Consider the following 23,223-nt stretch of genomic DNA (forward strand, 5'->3'; position numbering starts at 1 on the left):
AGACCGCAAAAGCGGTCTGCTATTTGTCAAGGTATTCGTATTCTACCGTTTACTAATAAAATCAGACAGATCACGGAACATGTGCAGAGTCAGGAGTCGTGTCAAGGCGGAACTTTTTCCGATAGGCGCTTGGCGTCATGCCCTGCTTCTGGCGGAAGGCTTTGGTAAAAACTTCGGCATTCCGGTAACCACAGGAAAAAGCGACCGTTTCGATGGAGAGATCCGTATATGATAAAAGCTCGAGCGCACGCGTGATCCGGCAGGAAGAAAGATAGTCCTGCGGTGAGGTATGGAGATATTTCTGAAACAGGGTATAAAGGTAACTCCGGTTGATGCAGACATATCTGGCAATATCCGAGACAAGGATTTCATTGGAATAATTATTTCGGATAAACTCAACGGCTTTTTCCACGTAAAGATTGCCGCTCTCCCGTGCAGAAGGATCGGCAAGCGTGATTTCGCGGGAAAGAATTGAGAAAAACTGGTACAGACAGCCTTCCAGAAGATACTGGTCCGAGGTGTCATAGGTATTGTGCTTCTGCATCTGAAACAAGAGGGACTGCAGTTCACCGGAAAAGTTGCACTGGTAGACAGGGTGCTCCTCGGAAAGACCGAGTTCCTGCACATAAGAGGCAGCTTTTTCGCCGTCAAAACCGATCCAGAGATATGTCCAGGGATCATCCGCATCGGCTTCATAGTAGGTGCGGACATTTGGCATCAGGAAAAAGCCCTGTCCGGCGGTTAGGCGGTAAGTGCGGTTTCCGATGGTAAAAGTGCCTTTTCCGGAAATAATATAGTGGATCACGTAATTGGGGCGGACAGCAGGGCCATAGCTGTGGAACGGCTGGCAGGCTTCGTAGCCGCAGAAGCAGAGATAAAGATCCGAAAATTTATGCTTTGGGACAGGAAGTGTCCAGGAAGTTTCCATAAGTATACCTCACAAAATGAATCATCAGAAAAGCTGGAATGTCACAAAGGATGAGATTCCGAAATATCAGTAAAATTATATCGTGTTTTGCAGGATACTGCAAGATGCCGCAGGAGGAGGAAATCATGGCAATCAAAGTAAGTGAAAATGGACGGTTATTTACCCTCCAGACAAAAGACAGCAGTTACCAGATGTTCGCAGATGACAAAAATGTGCTTCTGCATCTCTACTATGGAGAAAAAATCGGTGAGGAAAATCTTTCCGGTCTGATTTTCTGTACAGATATGGGATTTGCAGGAAATCCGGAGGAAGCAGGCCCTAACCGGAAATATTCTCTTGATGCATTTCCGCAGGAAATTCCGGGAAGTGGTGTCGGTGATTTCCGTGATGATATGATTGAGATCCGCCACGCGGACGGCAGCTTTGCAGCAGATTTCCGTTTCGATTCGTACGAAATTCTGGATCATTCCTATGCCATTCCGGGAATGCCGGCGTTGTACGATACAGAGGAAGAAAAAGGTGAGACTCTTGTTATTACAATGACGGAGAAGGCTTCCGATATTGTTCTGAAGCTGTTTTACGGTGTATTTGAAAAGGAAAATGTGATTACGAGAGCGGCAAGACTCGAAAATCACGGAGAAACGGCGATTGAGCTGGAAAAAATGCTGTCTTTCAGCATGGATCTGATGTATGAAAATTATGAGATGATCTATTTCTCGGGTCGTCATGCGATGGAGCGTACGGCGGAGCGGATTCCGGTGCAGCATGCAAAAGTCGAGATCGGCAGCACCCGTGGTACATCGAGCCATCATTACAATCCGGCTGTGATCCTCTGCGAGGAGGGTGCGGGTGAGACACACGGTTCCTGCATCGGCGCATGCCTCGTTTACAGCGGAAACTTTGTTGCGGCAGCACAGAAGGATCAGAAAAATCAGACCCGTTTTCAGATGGGCATTCATCCGACCAATTTCTGCTTCCATCTGGAAAAAGGAGAGGCGTTCGATACCCCGCAGGCAATCTTAAGCTATTCCGGAACCGGTCTTACCAAACTGTCACAGCAGTATCATGAGATCATCCGCGAGCATATCTGCCGCGGCGCATACAAGCATGCCAAACGACCGATTCTGATCAACAACTGGGAAGCAACCTATTTTGATTTCAACGAAGAAAAAATTCTGAAAATTGCAGAGCAGGCGCAAAAGCTTGGCATTGAGATGCTGGTGCTTGACGATGGCTGGTTTGGAAAACGAGAGGATGATAACAGTGGTCTCGGTGACTGGTTCGTCAACGAGAAAAAGATGAACGGCTCCATGGCGCAGCTTGCAGAAAAAATTCACAAGATGGGCATGAAATTCGGTCTCTGGTTTGAGCCGGAGATGATTTCCGAGGACAGTGATCTTTACCGTGCACATCCGGATTGGGCATTTGCAATTCCTGGCCGTGTGCCGAACCACAGCAGAAATCAGCTTGTACTTGATATGACGCGTGAGGATGTGCGTGAGTATCTGCTGGAGCGTCTGACAACCATCGTTCATGATGCAAAGATTGATTATGTCAAATGGGATATGAACCGCAGCGTCTGCGATGTTTACAGCCATGTGGCAGCACAGAGCCGGAACGGAGAGCTGTATCACCGCTATGTGCTCGGTGTTTACGATTTGATGGAAAGATTCCTTGCCGCATGCCCGAATCTGCTGCTCGAGGGCTGCAGCGGAGGAGGCGGAAGATATGATGCCGGTATGATGTATTATTCCCCGCAGATCTGGTGCAGCGATAATACCGATGCGATCAACCGTCTTTCCATCCAGTACGGAAGCTCGTTCTTCTATCCGATCAGTACCGTTGGTTCCCACGTTTCGGTATGCCCGAACCATCAGACCGGCCGTGTGACACCGTTCCGGACAAGAGGCGATGTGGCGCTGGCAGGAAGCTTCGGCTATGAGATGGATCTGAATAAGATTTCGGATGAAGAGAAAGAGATGGTAAAAGAGCAGGTTGCTGCGATGCATGAATATTACGAGCTCACACACGAAGGCCTGTATTACCGTCTGACCGGACTGAAAAAACAGGATTTCATGGCATGGGAGTTCGTGGCAGAGGATCAGAGCCGCGCACTGCTTACGATCGTAAAGACTGACGCAGAAGGAAATATGCTTCCGGTTCACACGAAAGTGTGCGGTCTTGCAGAGGATAAGCTGTACCGCTGTAGCCTGGACCAGGAAGTTCGCCTTGGCCGTACCTGGAACCGTGCGGGGCTGACCCTGCATCAGGTGCTGGGAGAGTATGAGAGTATCCGGGTCGAATTTACAGAAGTAAAATAAAAAAGATAAGAAAAATCTTCAACTGGATTTGAGGGGGAGGGAACCTCAATCTGGTTGGAGATTTTTTTTGCATAAAGAAAATCAAAGCAGGAGGGAAGGAACGTACTCTTTACAGTGCAAAAATAGTTGTGATACAATAAGCAAAAGAAATTTTCTGACAGAAAATAAAGACGGAACTGTCAAGAAAGGAAATTGTACATGAGAAACAGAAAAAACTGTTTAGCTGTTCTTTTGATGACAACTATTGTGGTAATGGGATGTGGAAATCAGCAGGTGGAAAAGGAGAATCCATCGGTTGTCTCCGAAAGAGCATCCAGTGTCCAGGATGAGTCAGAAGATGGTGAAAAAGAGTTTCTTTCTACATACCAGAATATTATAATCACACTTCCAGAAGGCTGGAATGTAATGAGAGATGAGAAAATCCAATGCAGTTTCATATCAGAAGAGGGAGAAAGTCTTGAGATATCGTATCGAGAAGGAATGGCAAAAGTAGCGCTTATGGATTTTCCGGAGGACGAAGAGAGCGCTGAAAATTTGCTCTATCCGAATGAAATAACAGGGGAAAACAGCATCAGCGATTTTATGGTGAAAACAGCTAACGAAGGAAAAGATAACGAGAGTTCCTTTTATCGTTTCCAGGTAAAAAATTCCCTGCAGATTCCGATTGCATTTTTCTGCGGGGTGAAAACGGAGAATGAAGGGTATCAGATCATATGGAAAAAAGGAAGCGGCAGCAACGATACACGGCAAATCGTGCCGGAAATACTGGAGCCTCTGCAGTTCCCGGACAATGAGCTGCTGACAGAAACATTTCAGACGGCCTGCAAGGAGCAGAAAAGAGCGCTGGAAGTAGAAAATAATTCGGATGGCGTGAAAAAGCAGAAGGGTAAGAAAACCGTCACCTGTATTTCACCGGTCAATGTACGTACAGAACCCAACGTCAGCACAAGCCAGGTTATCGGAGCTCTGACGACAGGGGAAGAAGTGGAAATGCTCGGAAAAGAGAACGGATGGTACAAGATTTCGTATGAGGGAAAAACGGCGTATGTGTATGAAGACTATGTGAAAGAAAAAGAAAATTAAAAAAATGATATTTTCAAAAAAGCTGCCGAAGCAAACAGAACCGGCAGCTTTTTTGAAATAATTTTGAAAAAGAAAAATCCCGGAAACCATCTGTTTCCGGGAAAATAGAGGCGTCGACCGGATTTGAACCGGTGGATACTGGTGTTGCAGACCATTGCCTTACCACTTGGCTACGACGCCATATGACTCCGACGGGAATCGAACCCGTGTTACCGCCGTGAAAGGGCGATGTCTTAACCGCTTGACCACGGAGCCGAAGTTTTTGTTTTGTCTGCCGTGATTTTTGCTCAGCGACAAGTAGTATATTATCATAAGAAAACGAGTTTGGCAAGTGTTTTTTGAAAAAAAATCAAAAATTTTTGAGATTTGTGTTGCCGTGCATTCAGAAGGAAAAAATTTGTCGGGTCAGGGCATGGCTTTTCGATATTCTTCCGGTGACATACCAAAAGTCCGGCGGAAAATGCTGGCAAAATAGCTGGGGCTTTCAAATCCGGTATGCAGAGCAATTTCCAAGATAGAAAGCGAGCTGCCGGTAAGAAGATCTGCGGCTTGGGTTACGCGGTACTGGTTGATATAGGAAATAGGCGTTGTGTGAAAGTGCGTTTTGAAGAAACGACAAAAATATTGTGGATTCATATTGAGTATAGCAGCAAGATCTGAAAGACGGATTTTAGAATCATAGTTATCCTGAATATAACGTAAGAGTTTTTTACACTGATCAGATCTTTCTTTTTTACGAGTGCAGAGGGGTTCCGGATGAAGAAAAAGCTGGTATTGCGCCAGAAGTGCAAGAATCCGATACATGTCACTTTTGATCAGAAGAAACCAGCCGATGGGTTTGGTATCGTATGCATACAGGATTTCCTGGAAAAGCTCAGATAATGTCAGTACAAATGTTTTCTGTGTCTGAGAGGAGGCTTCAGCAGCAGAAAGCTCTTCCAATGGAAAAGCCGGAAGAAGCAGTTGATGAGAGAGCAGCGGACGAATCCAGTCTGCTTCACAGGAATCCAGATAGGCACATGAGAGAATTTCTGGAAGAAATACAAGGGCATGGTGAACCGAAGGGGTAGTTCCAATGCTGCAGAGCTGATGCAGTTCGTGACTGTTGATGAAAAGAAAAGTACCTTCGGAAATTGTCCGGGTTTCAGTTTTCAGTGTCAGAGTGAGAGTACCTTTTTCAACCCAGATCCATTCTAATTCTTTATGCCAGTGAAAAGGAACAGAGAGCCCGCCATGCGCATAATCCTGATGATAGATATGGAGCGGAACAGGTTCGGTTCCATGCACGGTAAAATCCCGGATTCCGCCAGAAAGAACAGGGGAACAAGATTCAGGAGAAAAGAGCTCTTTTGAACGTTCTTTTTTCATAAAAGTCAAAATCCTTTCATTAAATACGAAAATCAGGTTAGAAAATATAAGATAATATCATTATACTGCTCTTATAGGAAAAAAGAAAGAGAGGACAGAAAATGAAAAGAGAGTGGTGGCATAGCTTAACCGTATATCAGATTTACACCAGAAGCTTCTGTGACAGCAACGGAGACGGCATCGGCGATTTTGGAGGGATTCTGCAGAAGCTGGACTATCTGCAGGAGCTTGGTGTTGGAGCCATCTGGCTTTCGCCTTTTAACGATTCTCCTAATTACGACAATGGATATGATGTCAGTGACTATTATAAAGTAATGGAAGAAGCGGGCACAATGGAAGAGCTGGAAGAACTGATCGCAGCCTGTGAAAAGCGGGAAATTGTGGTCATGATGGATCTTGTTTTAAATCATAGTTCCCATCTGCACCCATGGTTCCTGGAAGCCAGAAAGGATCGAAACAGTAAATACCATGATTTTTACATCTGGAAGGAAGGAACGAAGGAGCAGCCGCCAGAAGGCGGCGGAGCATTCTTTGGAGGAAGCACCTGGGAATGGGTGCCGGAGGTTCAGGAATATTATTATCACAGTTTCAGTGTAATGCAGCCGGATCTGAACTGGAAAAATCCGTCGCTTCGGAAAGAGCTGTACCGGATGATCCAGTTCTGGATGGATAAAGGGATCCGTGGTTTCCGGCTGGATGCAATTGACAATATTGTAAAAGATGGACATGGAGGAAATGATACTCATTCGGAGCAGATTCATACATACTTAATGGAAATGAATCAGAATACGTATGGAAAATCAGAACAGATCCTGACAGTGGGGGAAACCGGAGGTGCTACGGTAGAAATGGCACAGCAGTATTCTGATCCGGAAAGCCAGGAACTCAGTATGATTTTTCAGTTTGAACTGATGGGAATCGACGGCATCCGAAGTGGAAACTGGGATCCGAAACCGTATACGCTGCCGCAACTGAAGCAGATCTTTGAAAAATGGCAGACGGGACTGGAAGAAAAAGGATGGAACAGTCTGTTCTGGGGAAACCATGATTTTCCGCGTGTCGTATCGCGCTTTGGAAATGACAGGGAACCGTATCGGGAAAAATCAGCAAAAATGTTGGCTGTCCTTCTCCATGGGATGAAAGGAACTCCTTATATTTACCAGGGGGAAGAAATCGGTATGACAAATGTGTCAGGGCTTCGGATCGAGGACTATCAGGATATCGAGTCTGTAAATTTTGCCGAAGACCGTAAAAAAGAAGGCTGGGAGGAAGAAAAAATTCGTACCTATCTTGCACGGAACAGCCGGGACCATGCGCGGACGCCAATGCAGTGGAATGCGGAAAAACACGCCGGATTTACAGCGGGAACACCGTGGATGGCGGAAAATCAGAATTACGAGGAGATCAATGTGGAAAACAGCAGAAAAAATCCGGATTCCCTCTTCTATTTCTATCAAAAACTAATTGCGTTGCGTAGGAAAAATGACACTCTTGTTTATGGGGATTTCCGTCTGATTGAGGAAGAAAATCCGGATATTTTTGCTTATGAGAGAAATATGGGAGAGAAAAAGCTGATTGTGCTCTGCAATTTCCGGGATACCGCGGCAGAGATGAAAGCCCGATATGATTTGACAAAAGGAACGGTTCTGATTCATAATGATACAGAAAGTCTCACAAAAGAAGTGTGGAAGTTACAGCCGTATGAGGCGTATATGATTGAACTTCTGCAGTAAAAAGACAGAAATGAAAAGCAGCAGGAGAAGAAAACTGCAGGAGCAACTGGAAACAGGAGGGAGAAAATGTATCGCGTTCTTCTTGTAGAAGATGAAGAAATTGAACTGGAGACATTGCGGGATTATATTGACTGGAAAAAGAACGGGATTTCCAGAGTATTTACCGCGCGCAATGGCAGAAGGGCACTGGAGTGCCTGGAAGAAAATATGGCAGATATTGTGATTACGGATATTCAGATGCCAGGAATGAGTGGAATTGAACTGGCAGAGACGATCGTACGCCGGGGGTATCCATGCAAAATTGTTTTTCTGACAGGATATGATGATTTTTCCTATATCCATTCCGCTTTTCAGGTGAATGCCGTGGATTACCTTTTAAAGCCATTTACGATTGAAGAAGTAGAAGCATGTCTGAAAAAAGTGAGAAGTGAACTGGAGAAAAGTGAGATAGCAGACTGGTCGCGGAAAACGGCGGCGAAGCAGTTGCTGGAAATGGCTTTGCGGGAAAAACAGGAAACAGAGCTTTTACGGAAAAATTTCCGTGGTGTATTTGGAGAAGAACTGGAAGAGTGCAGGTTTGGAATCATAGCGGTTTATGGAAAAACGGAAGAAAACATCTGTAGCAAAATTCAGGAAAAATACAAGGGCATCCGTTACATCAGCAAAACGGAACGGATCAGCATTCTGCTGCTGGCGGGGTATCTGTCGGTGAAAGATACGGCATTTCAGATCTGGAATGATTTGAAAGAAGACGCACCGAGAGCCGTTGGATGGTGCAGTGGAGCATGGACAGCTGACTGCCTGTACGAAAAGGCGGAAAAACTTCGGAACTGTTGTGTTCCGGCATTTCATATGGATCCACCGGAACTTTTCTGTGCAGATGAAAAAGAAACGGAAGAGGAAAAAGCATATCATTTCCGGGAACAGAAGGAGCGGAGAGAAGAAATCTGTCGTCTGGTCAGCAGCGGGAAAAAGCAGGAAACGCTGCAGACCATGAAAGATTATTTTCAACAGCTAAAGGGGCTTGCGCCGAAAACATTTGCGGGAGAAGTTTACAATCTCTATATGTATCTATGGAACCGTCTTGTTTTGAGCGATGAACTGCTGGAAAACTGGATGGAAGCAGAAAAAATTTTGAGAGAAAATGAAATTTTTGAAGCAAACAACAGTTATCAGATGCGGGAAAAGATGAAGCAGTATCTGGAACGGATGTTGGCATTTTTTGAAGAACAGAATCAAAATCCAAATTACTATGCCGTTTATCAGGTAAAAACATATCTTCAGGAGCACTGCTCGGAAAGCGCAGATATCGAAAAGCTGGCCGCGGAGGTCGGTTTGTCTCCGAATTATCTGAGGAGCCTGTTTAAAGAGGCAACAGGAAAAACGATTTTGGAATACAATACGGAAATGCGTCTGCAGAGGGCGGCGGAACTGTTAAAGAATAAGAAAAATAAAGTACGGGAAGTGAGTCTGGCGGTTGGATATGAAAATGTTTCTTACTTTGGCGTTGTTTTTCAGAAAAGATTTGGAGTGACACCAAATGAATATCGTAAAATGGTATAAAAATCGGAGTTTTCAGTTTAAACTGGTGATCGGCTATCTGGTACTGGCACTGATTCCAATGCTGTGTGTTACCTGGTACAGTTATGGAAAAACAAGGAATGTGCTTCTTACTGAAGCATATCAGAGTGCAGAACAGGAAGCAGAACGAATTGAAAAAAATTTTTCTACGATGGTCGAGCCTTACGAAACAATTCTGGAGGTGCTGTATGTGGATCAGATGCTGAGCGGATATTTGTTTCAGGATTACAGCAACGATTCTTATGAAGATATGTTTTACTATATTGATAAGAAGCTCAGCGAAATCTGTCTGATGAATGCAGGAATTTACAAAATCTGTTTTTACAGCAACAATGAAACGCTTCCGCAGGATAATTATTATTTTTATTCCATGCAGGATCTAGATCGGAGGGAACGTGTGCTGACATTTGATGCGATAGGGGAAACGGTATTCTGTGGGACATCTGGAGACGGAAAAGCATTTCATATGAATCGTCTGATGAATTTTTATCCACAGGGCGGGATGAAGAGCGTACTGTCGTTACAGATTGAAAATCAGCAGATACAGCCCCTCCTCGAAACAATAAATTCCACCGATGAAATTTATCTGGTGGATCAAAAAGGATATATTCTGGCTGCTTCCGAACCGGAAATGGCAGGCCTTCCGATCCGGACCAGAATGCCAGAAGAGGATCTGGAGCAGAAAGCGCAGATTGAGTTTGAGCGTGACGGCATTTCAAAAATCGGAAATATCCAGAGCGGAGTTTTCGGAACAAAAATTCTTGTGATTTCGGATAAGGAGACGGTTTTAAAAGACGCAAAAGCTGTTTCAAGAAGGATGATGTTCCTGATCCTCTGCAGCGCGGCTATGGTATTTCTCTGCATTATCTGTTACACAAGATGGCTTTCCACGCGGGTGCAGAAAGTGGTGTATGCAGCAAAACGGATGGGACAGGGAGAATTTGATTACCGTCTGGAAAATATGGGAGAAGATGAGATCGGACAGATCGGGCTGGCGTTTAATCAGCTCAGTGATCAGATTCAGGAGCTAATTCGGGAAAATTACGAAAAGAAAATCCGGATTCAGACGAGCGAACTGAATTTGCTGCAGGAACAGATCAATCCGCACTTTCTTTACAATGCACTTGCGGTTATTTCAGCACTGGCGATGCGGGAAGGTGGAAAACAGACGATGCAGGCGGTCAAAAATTTGTCCAGCTTCTACCGGATTTCCCTGAATAAGGGAAAACAGGTGCTTTCCATCCAGGAAGAAGTGGAACTGCTGCAGAGCTATCTGAAAATCCAGCAGATGCGTTTTCGGGACAGCGTACAGGTGGAGTATGAGATTGCAAGAGAAGTACTGACATATCGAACCATTAAACTTCTTCTGCAGCCGCTGGTTGAAAATGCCATTCACCATGCGAGAAAAGAGGAAGAAGTTCTCCACATTGCGGTCAGAATTCAAAAAGAAGAAAGGGATGTGGTATTCCAGGTGACAGATGATGGATGTGGAATCGAGGCGGAAAAACTGATTAAACTGCGAAGTTCTCTGCGGCGCTCAGAGGAAGGATATGGACTGAGAAATGTTGCAAACAGGGTTCGTCTGGCTTATGGAGAGAATTATGGTGTCCGAATAGAAAGCCAGGAAGGATATGGAACGACAGTTTCTGTCAGAATTCCAGTAAACGAATAAAAAATCAAACAAAGCAGAAATAACTTCGTATTGTTTGCATAAAAGAGGAAACAGAAACCGGCTGATAAAGGTGATTTTGCCCGTCAGCCGGTTTCTGTTTCGTTAGATATTGACAGAAATCGTAAGAAAACAACAGAATAAAAAAGAGAATTATAAAACTCCGTTAAATCGAGATAGAAATCATAAAAAAGTGAGATTGTTGCAGGACAGACTATCCATTAGAATGGAAACATAGACAGCAAGAGTGTACAAGATGAACAAAAAGAAGAAAGAAGGAGAAGGCATGAAAAAAGAAAACGTGCATGCAAAGCACAAAAAAAGCCTCGCGGAACGGTTCTGGAAACAGAAATATCTGTTTTTACTGCTGATTCCATCGTTGGTATGGGTCATTCTGATCTGCTATGCACCAATGACAGGACTGTATATGTCCTTCATCAACTACACGCCGCAGGGTAGCGGCTATTTTGCGGATATGGCGAATTCGCAGTTTGTCGGTCTTGACTGGTTCAAGTATTTCTTTTCCACAGATTTCACAAAAATCATGAGAAACACAATGGCAACCAGCTTACTGACACTGTTATTCTCATTCCCGCTGCCAATCATTCTGGCGCTTTGCCTGAATGAAGTTCGAAACCAGAAGGCAAAGAAATTTGTACAGACCGCATCTTATATTCCCTATTTTATTTCCTGGGTTATTGCGGCAAACATTTTCCTTACATTCCTTTCTTCAGACGGCGTCATCAACAATCTGTTAAAATTCTTCGGATTAACCGATGAGTCGATTCTGTTTTTCCAGAAAGGACCATATTTCTGGTGGATCATCGCGATCGCAAATGCGTGGAAGGTACTTGGATACAATGCGATTATCTATATGGCGGCAATCTCCGGCATCAGCCAGGATATGTATGAAGCAGCGGATGTGGATGGTGCGACGAGAATGCAGAAGATTCTGCATATCACACTTCCGGCATTAAAGCCGACCATTATGATTCTTCTGATTCTGGCAATCGGAGGTGTTCTGAATACAGGATATGAGCAGCAGCTGTTGATGTCTAATGATGCTATTTTAAATTATTCTGATGTACTTGATACGTATGCATACCGCTATGGTCTGAAAAACGGAATGTATTCTTACGGTACTGCAGTAGGATTCTTTAAATCCGCAGTCTCCTTCATTCTGGTCATCAGTGCAAATGCACTTTCGAAGAAATTCAGTGATGATAATACGGCACTGTTTTAGGAGGAAGGAAAATGAGAGAAAAAGCAATTAAAATCAAAAGAAAACGTTGTGCCAGTGACTGGTTTCTTGATATTTTCAAAGTGGTTTTTCTGGTGTTAGTTACTGTGATCTGTGTGTATCCGTTCTGGAACATTTTTGTGGTATCCATTAACGATGCAACCGATGCACTGCGCGGCGGGCTCTACTTTCTGCCGAGAAAACTGAGTCTGGCAAGTTATAAAGATATTCTGGGACGTGCCACATTTTTGCATGGCATTCTGATCACTGTACTTCGTACTGCAATTGGTACACCGCTGGCGGTCCTTGTCACGACAGCACTTGCCTATGTGCTTTCCAGAAAAGAGCTGCTGTTCCGGAAACAGCTGAACCTGTTCTTTATCTTCACCATGTATTTTGGCGGCGGAATGGTTCCGTATTATATGGTATTAAAGAGCCTTGGAATGCTGAATAATTTCATTGTATTTATTTTCCCGAACCTGGTAAGTGTTTATAATATGATTCTGGTAAAGAATTATATAGAGGGAATGCCGGCAGAGATTTTTGAATCGGCGAAAATTGACGGAGCAAATGATCTGACAGTTTTCTTTAAAATGGTAATTCCATTGTCCAAGCCGATTATTATGACCATTGCACTGTTTGTTGCAATTACACATTGGAATTCTTGGTTCGATGCATATTTGTTTACGAATGCACAGTCTTTAAAAACAATGCAGTCCATTTTGGTTGAAATTCTGAATCAGTATCAGACTTCATCAGCGAACCAGGCGGCAAATCAGGCGTCACAGACCATTACACCGGACAGCATTCGAATGGCTGCTACGATGATTGCGACCATTCCGATTATCATGGTTTATCCGTTTATTCAGAAATATTTTGTTAAAGGAATCATGCTCGGATCTGTAAAGAGCTGATGATAGAAGGAGGAAAAGAAAATGAAGTTCAAAAAAAGTATCGCAATGGCGATGAGTGTCCTGATGGTAGCGGGAATGCTTGCAGGATGCGGATCAAATGGCAGTACATCATCAAGTACTGCATCCGGCAGTGCATCATCTGCATCGGGCGAGGTATCAACAGACGGAGTTACGATTTCTATCTTTGACAAAAACTCCGGAAGCAATACCTTTGATGATCCAGTTGCAAAAGCAATTGAGGAAAAAACAGGTGTCAAAATTCAGGTAGAAAATCCAACCGGAGATCCGCTGGAAAAATTGAACCTGATGCTGACCGGTCAGAATTACCCGGATATCGTCCTGATGGATCGTGGAAATGATATTGTAAACCGTTACATTGAGGCAGGCGCACTGCTTCCGTTGAATGATCTGATCGATGAGTATGGCCCGGATGTAAAAGAGATGTACGGGGAAACCTTAAACAAGAGTCGTTATACCGATGGAAAAAATTACTATCTGAATAACTGGTACGGAGAAGATCCGGATCCGGTAGCCGGTGTTCTGATGCGCTATGATTATCTGTGCGAAATCGTTGGAAAAGACCGCGCAGACAGCGATGAGCCATTTACACAGGAAGAGTATATTGACATTTGTAAGAAATTCAAAGAACTTCATCCGACCATTGACGGAAAAGAGAGTATTGCCATTACCTTTGATGCAGAATCCAAAAACTACGATGGAACATTAAAAGGAATGTATGGTCTGAAAACATATTATCAGGATGGGGACAATCTGGAACATGTTGCCAAAGCACCAAACTTCAAAGAGATGATGTCCTTTGCCAATGAACTGTATACCGAAGGCCTTCTGGACAAAGAGTGGGTTGTCAACAAGAAAAATCAGTGGACGCAGAAACTGTCTGCAGGCAACGTATTCAGTACCTTTGCTTCCTATTGGGATACCGATGCAGCAAATACAGCACTTGCTTCTTCTGTAGGAGAAGATGCAAAATTCTATTCCTATAAAATCCTTGGAAACGGAATCAGTGCAGATGAAACTACTTACTGCGGAAGAAGTACACTTGGCTGGGATGCAATCGCGATCACCAAGAATTGTAAAAATCCGGAAGCAGCCATGAAGATGATCAACTACCTTGCAAGCGAAGAAGGACAGTATCTTCTGATGTGGGGTATTGAGGGAACCAACTGGAATATGGAAGATGGAAAACACGTTCCGAACGATGATCTGATTGAAGGATTCCAGACGGATTTTGACAAAACAAAACTGGATACCGGCGTCCGCAAATGGACCTGGTTTGTAAAGAACGGAAATGGTACAGACGGAACTCCATACGATGTAACACAGTATAAAGTAAAAGAGACCCGGCAGGTGGCTATGAATCACTTTGGTGAGAACGACAGATGGGATACCGCAGAGTTTACAGGCCTTACCCCGGCAGGAAGCACTCCGGATGGCTTGAAATGGCAGAAAATCCAGGATATCTACGATCAGGAATATCCGAAGATTGTGAATGCAGACAGCCACGATGCGGCAATGGAAGAGTACGACAAGATGATTTCCGAAATGAATGACGCAGGACTGGAAGATGTAGAAAAAGTTATCACACAGAATTATCAGGAGCGTATGAAACTCTGGAATGAGTAAGCTAAAGTAAAATAAAAAAATCACACACGGAAAAGAACCGGCAGAAATTGAAATACAGATTTCTATGTCGGTTCTTTTTTATCAGAAGAAGCATTGCGATTTTCAAGGAATCTGGATATAATGAGGAAAACTGGAAAAACAGGGAAATCCAACCGCATGAGACAGGAGGCATCGTACATGGCAGCGAAAGAACAGTTAACCGCAATGGAAATGATCTGGGGATTTATGAGTGGGACGACAGGACATATGGGAAAGACGGACTTTGCGCCGCAGAAGGAAGCGTTCGGGGATTTTGCATCTCCGGAAACGTATTTTCCGCGCGTGGTGCCGGAGAGCGAAGGCATCTCATCGGAAAAGCTGACGCAGATGCTTCGTGAGCTCGCCGCTGCGCGCCATACGGACATGCATCATCTGCTGGTCCTGCGGAATGGACATGTCATCTGCGAATGCAATTTCGCCCCATACCGCAGCGGCATCTGGCATGCGACGTATTCTATGTGTAAGAGCATCACTGGCATGGCGGCTGGTTTTCTGATCAGTGAAGGAAAACTTTCCCTGGACGAGAACGTCTATGATATTTTTGAAAAACGAAACGGTCTGCTGCAGAAGATCCTGCGCCCGAATCTGACCGTGAAGCATCTTCTGACGATGAAGAGCGGCGTACAGTTCAACGAGATGGGCGTTGTTTCCGGCAACGACTGGGTGGACAGCTTCTTAAATGCGCCGGTCAAGGGAACACCGGGCGAAGCGTTTGAGTACAACAGTATGAACACGTATCTGCTGTCTGCAATCATACAGGAGCGCACCGGCATGAAAATGGTAGATTACCTGCGGCCGCGTCTGTTTGAGCCTCTCGGCATCCGGAAAGTTTTCTGGGAGAGCTGCCCGGCAGGGATTACGAAAGGCGGCTGGGGCCTCTTCCTGTGCCCGGAGGACGCGGCCAAGCTCGGGGTGATGTACGTGAACGGCGGAAAATTCGAAGGAAAACAGATCGTCCCGGCGGAATGGGTCGCAGCGTCCACCTCCGTTCATGCGACACCGCCGGAAAAGATGGGAAAATATGGCTATGGTTACCAGGTCTGGATGGAGGAGCGGCCGGGCAGCTTTGCGTTCAATGGCATGCTGGGGCAGAACGTGCTCGGTTATCCGGATACCGGCGTGGTGATTGTGACGAATGCGGGCAGCAACGAGCTGTTCCAGACGTGTGAGATGCTCGACATTGTGCGGAAGTATTTCGGCGCGGAATTTGGTGCAGAGCTGAAATCCGGCGAGGCGGAAAGCCCGATGGCATATCAGAAGCTGGTGCAGACCTGCCGTGATCTGGAGGGCGCGAAAGAGACACCGGGAAGAATCCTGCGCGGCGGCTGGAAGCGGAGAACACCGGGGCCGCGGAACAGCGGAACACCGCGTCAGATCGACATGGCGCAGCTTCTGCACGGAAAAGAATATAAAATGGAGGACACGCATGTCGGCATGTTTCCGCTGACGCTGCAGGTCTTCCACAACAACTTTTCCGACGGCATCCGCCGCATCGGTTTCTTCTATGAAAAAGGCCGTTTCTTTGTCGAGCTGACCGAGGGAGAAAAAACACAGCGCATTGCGATCGGTCTTACGGGGTCCAAAGTTGTAGAATGGGTGGAAAACGAGGAATCGTATCTGCTCGGAACGACGGGACAGTTTGCGGAGAATGAAGACGGCGAACTGGTGCTGAAGCTTGAGTTTGCATTTCTGGAAGAGGCCGCAAGACGGAGGGTCAAAATCATTTTCCAGCGTGATTTCGAGCGGATCAGACTGGAGTGGAATGAGACGCCGGGCAAGGATCTGATTATCGAGGGCCTTGAATCCCTCGTGACGGATGTGGCGATCGCACCGCTTCTGCCGTCGCGGTTCCGCGAGCGGAGCCTTGACATGATCCATCTGCTGATGGCACAGACCATTGAGCCAATGGTAGAGGCACACCGTGTGCGGCCGGGGGAAGAAACGGGGACAGAAGAAGCGGCAGCGGAAGCTGAATCGGCCGCGGCAGTGGAAAATGCGGAAAACGCAGAAGAAACGGTGTAAAAACAGAAAAAAATCAGAAGAGAAATGTGGATAAAAAAGGGAATGGAGCTGCCGGATGCGCAGTTCCATTCCCTTTTAAAAATACAGATTACAGATTCAAAGCCATATCGCCGGATTTGATCAGGTTTGCCTTGCGGAATACCTCTGAGAAGAACAAGGTGATCACAGCCGGAAGCACGAAGTGGAGCAGAATAATTTTGATGATAACGAGCTTCGGATCATCGTAAGTGATCATCGTCTGATACGTTGTGATCTGTCCGACAAGACCTGCGGAACCCATGCCGCTTCCCGTTGCATTATTCTGCATATTGGCGAGGATTGTGGAGACGGGTCCTAAAATCGCACTCGAGAAGATGACGGGCAGCCAGATCAGTGGATGACGCATGATGTTCGGCACCTGGAGCATCGAGGTTCCAAGACCCTGTGCGACAAGGCCGCCGAATTTGTTTTCCCGATAACTTGCAACCGCGAATCCGACCATGTTGCAGCAGCAGCCGATCGTTGCGGCACCGGCGGCAAGACCGGAAAGATTCAGAATGATGCCGAGTGCAGCGGAGCTGATCGGCAGTGTCAGAACCATACCCATGACGACCGAAACAACGATGCCCATGATGAACGGCCGCTGTTCCGTTGCCCAGTTGATGATGCTTCCAAGGCCTGTCATCATCTGGGAGATCGGCGGTCCGACGAGCAGTCCGACAACGGAACCGGCTCCGATGGTGATGACCGGTGTCACGATGATATCAACCTTGGTCTTGCCGGAAACCAGATGGCCGCAGGTGATGCCTGCGAAAGCTGCAATGAAAGCGCCGAGCGGTTCGCCAGGTCCTGCCAGAACGGCATTTCCGTCCACAAAGAATGTGCCGCCGGTGATCTTGCCGGCATAACCGCCGACCATGGCGGCGACGGCTGCAGAAACCGTGACAAGCGGGCTTTCCCCATATTTCACTGCCACGCCGACACCGATACCGGCACTTGTCAGGGCTGCGGCAGCTTTTCCAAGCAGATAGATCACATTTCCGGTCGAACCGCCGATCAGAAGACCGATCTGCTGAATCATCGTACCGATAATCAGGGTTGCAAAAAGACCCTGCGTCATGCCGCCGAAGCCATCAATGAAGATGTGCGAGGCGACTTTTTTGATTGTTCGCATATGGAATTCCTCCTCATGTATGTGGTGTGTTACTGTATTCACAAGTGACTTGTCAGTCGACTTTTAGTCTATCATAAGATGGGGGCGGGTGCAATCCTTTTCCGGGGGCATAAGTTGACAAAAGAAAGGGGCACGCTTATAATTGAGACAAATTCAGAGCGCTTCCAGAAAACAGCGCAGACAGTAAAAAAGTGATAAAGGAGACGCATGGGAAAACAGAAAAAGAAACAGAAAAAACGCGGCAATCCGCTTTGGACTCTGGTATTTTTAGCGGCACTTGCTGTTTTCTGCTTTTCCGGGTACAAGCTGATCGGCATTTACCTGGATTACAAGACCGGCACGGATGAATACCGGGATCTGCAGCAGTATACGACGGAAATTACAAAAACACCGGAGACACCGGCACCAAAGAAAACAGAGGAGCCGCAGGCGGAATCCAAACCGGCGGAGCCTTCCGAACCGGAGCCGGAACCACTGTCGTATCCGACAGAACCGCCGCTTGCCGTCGATTTTGAATCCCTAAAAGCGATTAACCCGGATGTGAAGGGATGGCTTTATATCGAAGCTCTTGACATCAGTTACCCGGTCGTACAGGGGCCGGACAACGATGCGTATCTTCATACGACGTATGAGGGAACGAGCAACTTTGCGGGTTCCATTTTCCTCGATTACCAGAATCAGGGTGATTTCAGTGATGGAAACACAATCGTTTACGGTCATAATATGAAGAATCTCTCCATGTTCGGAAAATTGAAACAGATGAAGGAGCAGGAAAAATATAGGGACAGCGTCTATTTCTGGATGCTGACGCCGGAATCAAACGATGTGTACCAGATTTTTTCTGCCTTTTATACGGAGGCAGACAGTGATGTCTACACGCTGTATTCCGGCGGGGGTGAAGCGTTTGTACAGTATCTGAATACCATGGCGGCGCGGTCAGAGATCCCGGTGGAGCAGCCGGAGATGGATGAAAACAGCCATATTATTGTGCTGTCCACCTGTGCGGCGAGCGATACGACTGGACGGTTCGTCGTTCTGGGCGTGCGGCGGAACCGGTAATGATTGGTCAGGAGGAGGAATGACAGATGGAAGAGGAAAGAAAAATCGAAGAACTGCAGAGATTGATTGATACGCATGAAAATATCGTATTCTTCGGCGGCGCGGGCGTGTCCACGGAGAGCGGGATTCCGGATTTCCGGAGCGTGGATGGCCTTTATCATCAGAAGTATGACGTTCCGCCGGAGACAATTTTAAGCCACAGCTATTTCCTGCGGTACCCGGAAAAGTTTTATGCCTTTTACCGCGACAAAATGCTTCCGGTCGGCGCAGAACCGAATGCGGCGCACAAAAAGCTTGCAGAGCTGGAAGCGGCGGGAAAATTAAAAGCGATTGTGACGCAGAACATTGACGGACTGCATCAGGCGGCGGGAAGTAAAGTAGTGTATGAACTGCACGGAAGCACACACCGCAATTACTGCATGAAATGCGGGGCAGCCTGCGATACAGAGCTGGTGAGAAAGAGCAGCGGCGTTCCAAGATGTGAAAAATGCGGAGGCATGATCAAACCGGATGTCGTACTCTACGAGGAGAGTCTGAATGAGAAAGTGCTCGACGGTGCGATCCGCGCGATTGCGGCCGCCGATCTTCTGATCGTCGGCGGAACGTCGCTTGCTGTGTATCCGGCAGCAGGTCTTCTCCAGTATTTTCGGGGCGATGCACTGGTCCTGATTAATAAAGGTGCAACACCGATGGACAACAACGCAGATCTTCTGATCCAGCAGCCGATCGGACAGGTGCTCGGCAGTATCCGGGTGTGAAACTTCAGAGCTGTGAAAAATGGAGGTGCGGCTCTGATGATACAGAGAGAACCTTGAGAAAAAATCTCGGAAAGTGTCAGGAAATATAAAAATAAGGCGGAAAAACATGGCAGAACATTACGAAGTAGGCGATATTGTAAAACTGAAAAAGCCGCATCCGTGCGGCAGCAGCGAGTGGGAAATCCTGCGTGTCGGCGCAGATTTCCGTCTCAAATGCACCGGCTGCGGCCACCAGATCATGGTAGCACGCAAGCTGGTCGAGAAAAACACCCGCGGATTACGAAAAAAAGATGCGTAATATCGTGAAAAAAACAAGAAAACACGCGAAAAAGGGCTTGCTATAAGCCCTTTTTTATGTTAAAATAACAAATTGTGACGTATAAAAATAATTCCTTGCTCCCCATAATGAAAATGGGGTGCCAAAAAGTCCAAAAGGAGGTAAAGCATGAACAAGTACGAATTAGCACTGGTTGTGAATGCAAAACTTGAAGAAGAGGAACGCGCAGCTGTAGTTGAGAAAGCCAAAGGTTATGTAACCCGTTACGGCGGAACAGTTGGCGAAGTAGAAGAGTGGGGCAAAAAACGCCTTGCATACGAAATTCAGCATATGCGTGAAGCATATTACTACTTTATTCAGTTTGAAGCAGACGCAACAGCTCCGGCAGAGATCGAGAGCCATATGCGTATTATGGATAACGTACTGAGATACTTAGTCGTTAAAAAGGAAGCTTAAGAGGTAAGCGAATGAATAAAGTTATATTGATGGGAAGATTGACCAGAGATCCCGATGTCAGATACTCTGCTGGAGAGAACTCCACAGCGGTAGCCCGTTATACACTGGCTGTTGACCGCAGATTCCGCAGAGACGGCGATTCCGCAACCGCAGACTTTATCGGATGCGTTGCTTTCGGCCGCCAGGCAGAATTTGCAGAGAAATACCTGCGTCAGGGAACGAAGATCGCCATCACCGGCCGCATTCAGACCGGAAGCTACACCAACCGTGAAGGCCAGAAGGTCTACACGACAGACGTAGTTGTAGAAGAGCAGGAGTTTGCAGAGAGCAAAAATGCAGGTGGAAACAACGGAGGATACTCCGCACCGCAGCATAACAATCCGGCTCCGTCCGCGAATACATCTGACCTGGGCAGCGCCGATGGTTTTATGAATATTCCCGATGGCATTGACGAAGAATTGCCATTTAATTGATAGAAAAGGAGAGATTGATCATGGCTTATAATAATAGTGAAAGACCAGCTTCCAGAAGACCGGCCCGCAGAAGAAGAAAAGTTTGTGTTTTCTGTGGTGGAGAAGAGATCAGCTACAAGGATGCAGCTAAACTGAAAAAATATGTATCCGAGCGTGGTAAAATCCTGCCGAGACGTGTAACTGGAACCTGCGCAAAACATCAGAGAGCAGTAACAGTAGCCGTTAAGAGAGCAAGACATATGGCTATTATGCCGTACGTAGATGATTGATTCTGACTTGCGCTAAGCACTGTCCGAACGTTCATTTTGAATCGGTAAATAAATGGAGGTATCTGCCCGAAAAGGGCGGGTACCTTTTTTGTATCCAGAAGTATCTTGTTGCCAAAGTACAGGTCAAAGTGGTATAATCGGAAGGACAGGAGCGAAATACAACACGCAACGTTGGAAAGGTGTTAGGAAATGAAAAGCAAAATGAAGTTGAGCGGCCAATTGCGGAGCTATCTTCGATGGCCGCTGATTTTGTCCATCCTGATGCTTGTGATGAATATCGGCATGTATTTTGTGGATGTGATGGCAGGAATGTGGTTCACGCTGTTTTTTGCAGTCTATGTGATCGCAGCCGCAGTTCTCTATTACAGACAGCGTCCGCAGGTGATCAACGAGCTGATTACCTTTGCGACCGAATACGGCCAGGTTCAGAAGCATCTGATCCAGGAACTGGCGCTGCCCTATGCCGTTATGGATTCGCAGGGAAAACTTCTCTGGGTCAACAAAGAGTTTACAAAAATCACAGGGAAGGATACACAGTATCATAAATGTATCGCCACCATTTTTCCGGAGCTGACGGTCGAGCGGCTACCGAAAAATGAGGAGGAGACCGACATCAACGTGGCTTACGGCGAAAAGAATTTCCGTGCCCATGTAAAAAGCGTCTGCATCGACGAGCTGATCCAGAATTCGGAGATGATCAACACAGATATCAAAGGCTATTTTATTCAGGCACTGTATCTGTTCGATGAGACGGAGCTCCGCGAGTATATGCGGAAATTCGAGGACGAAACGATGGTCACCGGTCTTCTGTATCTGGACAACTACGACGAGGCGCTGGAGAGCGTCGAGGAGGTCCGCCGTTCCCTTCTGACCGCACTGGTCGAGCGAAAGATCAACAAATATTTCAACGATCTCGACGGACTGGTGAAGCGGTATGAGAACGACAAATACATCGTGGTCATGCGCCGGAGTTCGTTAAATGAACTGAAAGAGAAAAAGTTCGATATCCTCGAGGACGTCAAGACCATCAACATCGGAAACGAGATGGCGGTCACAATCAGTATGGGTATCGGAGCAGATGCTGGATCGTTTGCGAAAAACTCCGAGTATGCGAAAATCGCGATCGACCTGGCTCTTGGCCGGGGCGGCGATCAGGTCGTTTTAAAGGACGGTTCGAAGATTCAGTATTTCGGCGGAAAAACGCAGGCTGTGGAAAAGAATACGAGAGTCAAAGCCCGCGTCAAGGCGCACGCGCTGAAAGAGTTTATGAACACGAAAGAGAAGGTCGTTGTCATGGGACACCGCCTGCCGGATGCCGATTCGTTCGGTGCGGCCATCGGTATCTACCGTGCGGCGAAAACGCTGAATAAAAAAGCGTACATCGTCATCGACAACCCGACCAGCTCGATCATTCCGCTGATGAATACGTTCAGCGACAACCAGGATTATGAGGCGGACATGTTTGTCAACAACCATGAGGCGAAAGAGATCATGGACGACAACACGCTGCTCGTTGTGGTCGATACGAACAAGCCGAGCATCACACAGTGTGAGGATCTGCTGTACATGGCGAAAATGATCGTCGTGCTGGATCATCACCGGCAGGGAAGCGATACGATCCGCAACTCGGTGCTTTCCTATATTGAGCCGTATGCATCATCCGCGAGCGAGATGGTTGCCGAGATTCTCCAGTATTTTACCGAGGGAATCCGCATCCGGAACGTGGAGGCGGACAGCATCTATGCCGGCATCATGATCGATACCGACAACTTTATGCAGAAAACAGGTGTCCGCACGTTCGAGGCGGCAGCTTTCCTGCGCCGCTGCGGTGCGGATGTGACGCGTGTGCGCAAGCTGTTCCGTGAGGATATGAACGATTACAAGGCAAGAGGAGAGACGATCCGCAATGCGGAGCTGTTCCGCGGCCAGTTCGCGATTTCCGAATGCCCGAGCGACTATGTGGACAGCCCGACGGTGGTCGGAGCACAAGCGGCGAACGAGCTGCTGAACATTGTCGGTGTCAAGGCGTCCTTTGTACTGACCGAGTATAAAGGCGTGATCTATATCAGCGCCCGCGCGATCGATGAGGTCAATGTACAGATCATCATGGAGCGGATGGGCGGCGGCGGTCATCTGAATATGGCAGGATGCCAGCTTGAGACCGTCGATCTGGAGGGGGCGCGCAGCCTCCTAAAATCAACCTTAACAGAAATGCAGGATGGAGGAGAAATCTGAT

At 46.8% G+C, this 23,223-nt stretch carries 19 protein-coding genes and 2 tRNA genes; 16 read left to right on the forward strand and 5 right to left on the reverse strand.

Annotation, left to right across the window (positions count from 1 at the left end; translation table 11 throughout):
- Positions 1-70 precede the first annotated feature (70 nt).
- Positions 71-928, reverse strand: coding sequence for an AraC family transcriptional regulator (locus DXB83_RS10090; RefSeq protein ID WP_117509761.1), 858 nt, complete (start codon positions 926-928; stop codon positions 71-73).
- A 125-nt stretch (positions 929-1,053) separates the two neighbouring features.
- Between DXB83_RS10090 and DXB83_RS10095 the strand changes: the two genes are divergently transcribed.
- Entirely contained in the window at positions 1,054-3,249 is a 2,196-nt protein-coding gene (locus DXB83_RS10095) for an alpha-galactosidase (RefSeq protein ID WP_117509884.1), read from the forward strand.
- 198 nt (positions 3,250-3,447) lie between these two features.
- Entirely contained in the window at positions 3,448-4,332 is an 885-nt protein-coding gene (locus DXB83_RS10100) for an SH3 domain-containing protein (protein WP_118697539.1), read from the forward strand.
- A 108-nt stretch (positions 4,333-4,440) separates the two neighbouring features.
- Here the strand turns inward: DXB83_RS10100 and DXB83_RS10105 are convergent.
- From DXB83_RS10105 to DXB83_RS10115, 3 genes are all read right to left on the reverse strand, one after another.
- Positions 4,441-4,512, reverse strand: a tRNA-Cys gene (locus DXB83_RS10105).
- Between the two features lie 3 nt (positions 4,513-4,515).
- Positions 4,516-4,587: transfer RNA gene (locus DXB83_RS10110), tRNA-Glu, on the reverse strand.
- A 150-nt stretch (positions 4,588-4,737) separates the two neighbouring features.
- Positions 4,738-5,700 (reverse strand): AraC family transcriptional regulator, encoded by a 963-nt coding sequence (locus tag DXB83_RS10115; protein WP_055220149.1) that lies wholly within the window; start codon positions 5,698-5,700, stop codon positions 4,738-4,740.
- Between the two features lie 101 nt (positions 5,701-5,801).
- Here DXB83_RS10115 and DXB83_RS10120 point away from each other — a divergent pair, with 101 nt between their 5' ends.
- From DXB83_RS10120 to DXB83_RS10150, 7 genes are all read left to right on the forward strand, one after another.
- A complete protein-coding gene (locus tag DXB83_RS10120; protein WP_118666495.1) occupies positions 5,802-7,433 on the forward strand; it encodes a glycoside hydrolase family 13 protein in 1,632 nt (543 codons plus the stop codon).
- A 66-nt stretch (positions 7,434-7,499) separates the two neighbouring features.
- Complete coding sequence (locus tag DXB83_RS10125; RefSeq protein WP_118697540.1) at positions 7,500-8,996, forward strand: response regulator transcription factor; 1,497 nt, start codon at positions 7,500-7,502, stop codon at positions 8,994-8,996.
- Complete coding sequence (locus DXB83_RS10130; protein WP_117509764.1) at positions 8,974-10,686, forward strand: sensor histidine kinase; 1,713 nt, start codon at positions 8,974-8,976, stop codon at positions 10,684-10,686. The genes DXB83_RS10125 and DXB83_RS10130 overlap by 23 nt, the downstream gene beginning before the upstream one ends.
- A gap of 253 nt (positions 10,687-10,939) precedes the next feature.
- Positions 10,940-11,926: an ABC transporter permease gene (locus tag DXB83_RS10135; RefSeq protein WP_243108903.1), complete on the forward strand. Its 987-nt coding sequence runs from the start codon at positions 10,940-10,942 to the stop codon at positions 11,924-11,926.
- Between the two features lie 11 nt (positions 11,927-11,937).
- On the forward strand, positions 11,938-12,837 hold the full coding sequence (locus DXB83_RS10140) for a carbohydrate ABC transporter permease (RefSeq protein ID WP_022461726.1): 900 nt from the start codon (positions 11,938-11,940) through the stop codon (positions 12,835-12,837).
- Between the two features lie 21 nt (positions 12,838-12,858).
- Positions 12,859-14,481: an extracellular solute-binding protein gene (locus tag DXB83_RS10145; protein ID WP_118697541.1), complete on the forward strand. Its 1,623-nt coding sequence runs from the start codon at positions 12,859-12,861 to the stop codon at positions 14,479-14,481.
- A gap of 177 nt (positions 14,482-14,658) precedes the next feature.
- Positions 14,659-16,542: a serine hydrolase domain-containing protein gene (locus DXB83_RS10150; protein ID WP_158580156.1), complete on the forward strand. Its 1,884-nt coding sequence runs from the start codon at positions 14,659-14,661 to the stop codon at positions 16,540-16,542.
- Between the two features lie 88 nt (positions 16,543-16,630).
- On the opposite strand, the gene DXB83_RS10155 is transcribed toward DXB83_RS10150, so the two are convergent.
- Positions 16,631-17,695: a PTS transporter subunit IIC gene (locus DXB83_RS10155; RefSeq protein WP_117804871.1), complete on the reverse strand. Its 1,065-nt coding sequence runs from the start codon at positions 17,693-17,695 to the stop codon at positions 16,631-16,633.
- 207 nt (positions 17,696-17,902) lie between these two features.
- Here DXB83_RS10155 and srtB point away from each other — a divergent pair, with 207 nt between their 5' ends.
- From srtB to DXB83_RS10190, 7 genes are all read left to right on the forward strand, one after another.
- Positions 17,903-18,754 (forward strand): class B sortase, encoded by an 852-nt coding sequence (gene srtB / locus DXB83_RS10160; RefSeq protein WP_055220142.1) that lies wholly within the window; start codon positions 17,903-17,905, stop codon positions 18,752-18,754.
- Positions 18,755-18,780: 26 nt separating this feature from the next.
- Positions 18,781-19,512 carry an NAD-dependent protein deacylase gene (locus DXB83_RS10165; RefSeq protein WP_118666499.1) on the forward strand — a complete coding sequence of 244 codons (732 nt, stop codon included), beginning with the start codon at positions 18,781-18,783 and terminating at the stop codon, positions 19,510-19,512.
- Between the two features lie 106 nt (positions 19,513-19,618).
- Entirely contained in the window at positions 19,619-19,810 is a 192-nt protein-coding gene (locus DXB83_RS10170) for a DUF951 domain-containing protein (protein ID WP_022461609.1), read from the forward strand.
- A gap of 147 nt (positions 19,811-19,957) precedes the next feature.
- The gene (rpsF, locus tag DXB83_RS10175; protein WP_022461610.1) at positions 19,958-20,245 is read left to right on the forward strand and encodes a 30S ribosomal protein S6; all 288 of its coding nucleotides are present in this window, start codon (positions 19,958-19,960) and stop codon (positions 20,243-20,245) included.
- 11 nt (positions 20,246-20,256) lie between these two features.
- Positions 20,257-20,718 (forward strand): single-stranded DNA-binding protein, encoded by a 462-nt coding sequence (locus DXB83_RS10180; protein WP_055220137.1) that lies wholly within the window; start codon positions 20,257-20,259, stop codon positions 20,716-20,718.
- 20 nt (positions 20,719-20,738) lie between these two features.
- A complete protein-coding gene (rpsR, locus tag DXB83_RS10185) occupies positions 20,739-20,987 on the forward strand; it encodes a 30S ribosomal protein S18 (RefSeq protein ID WP_022461611.1) in 249 nt (82 codons plus the stop codon).
- Positions 20,988-21,176: 189 nt separating this feature from the next.
- Positions 21,177-23,222, forward strand: coding sequence for a DHH family phosphoesterase (locus DXB83_RS10190; protein WP_055228105.1), 2,046 nt, complete (start codon positions 21,177-21,179; stop codon positions 23,220-23,222).
- Position 23,223 lies beyond the last annotated feature (1 nt).

It is taken from the genome of Blautia sp. OM06-15AC (genome assembly GCF_003481425.1).
Taxonomy (GTDB): domain Bacteria; phylum Bacillota; class Clostridia; order Lachnospirales; family Lachnospiraceae; genus Fusicatenibacter; species Fusicatenibacter saccharivorans.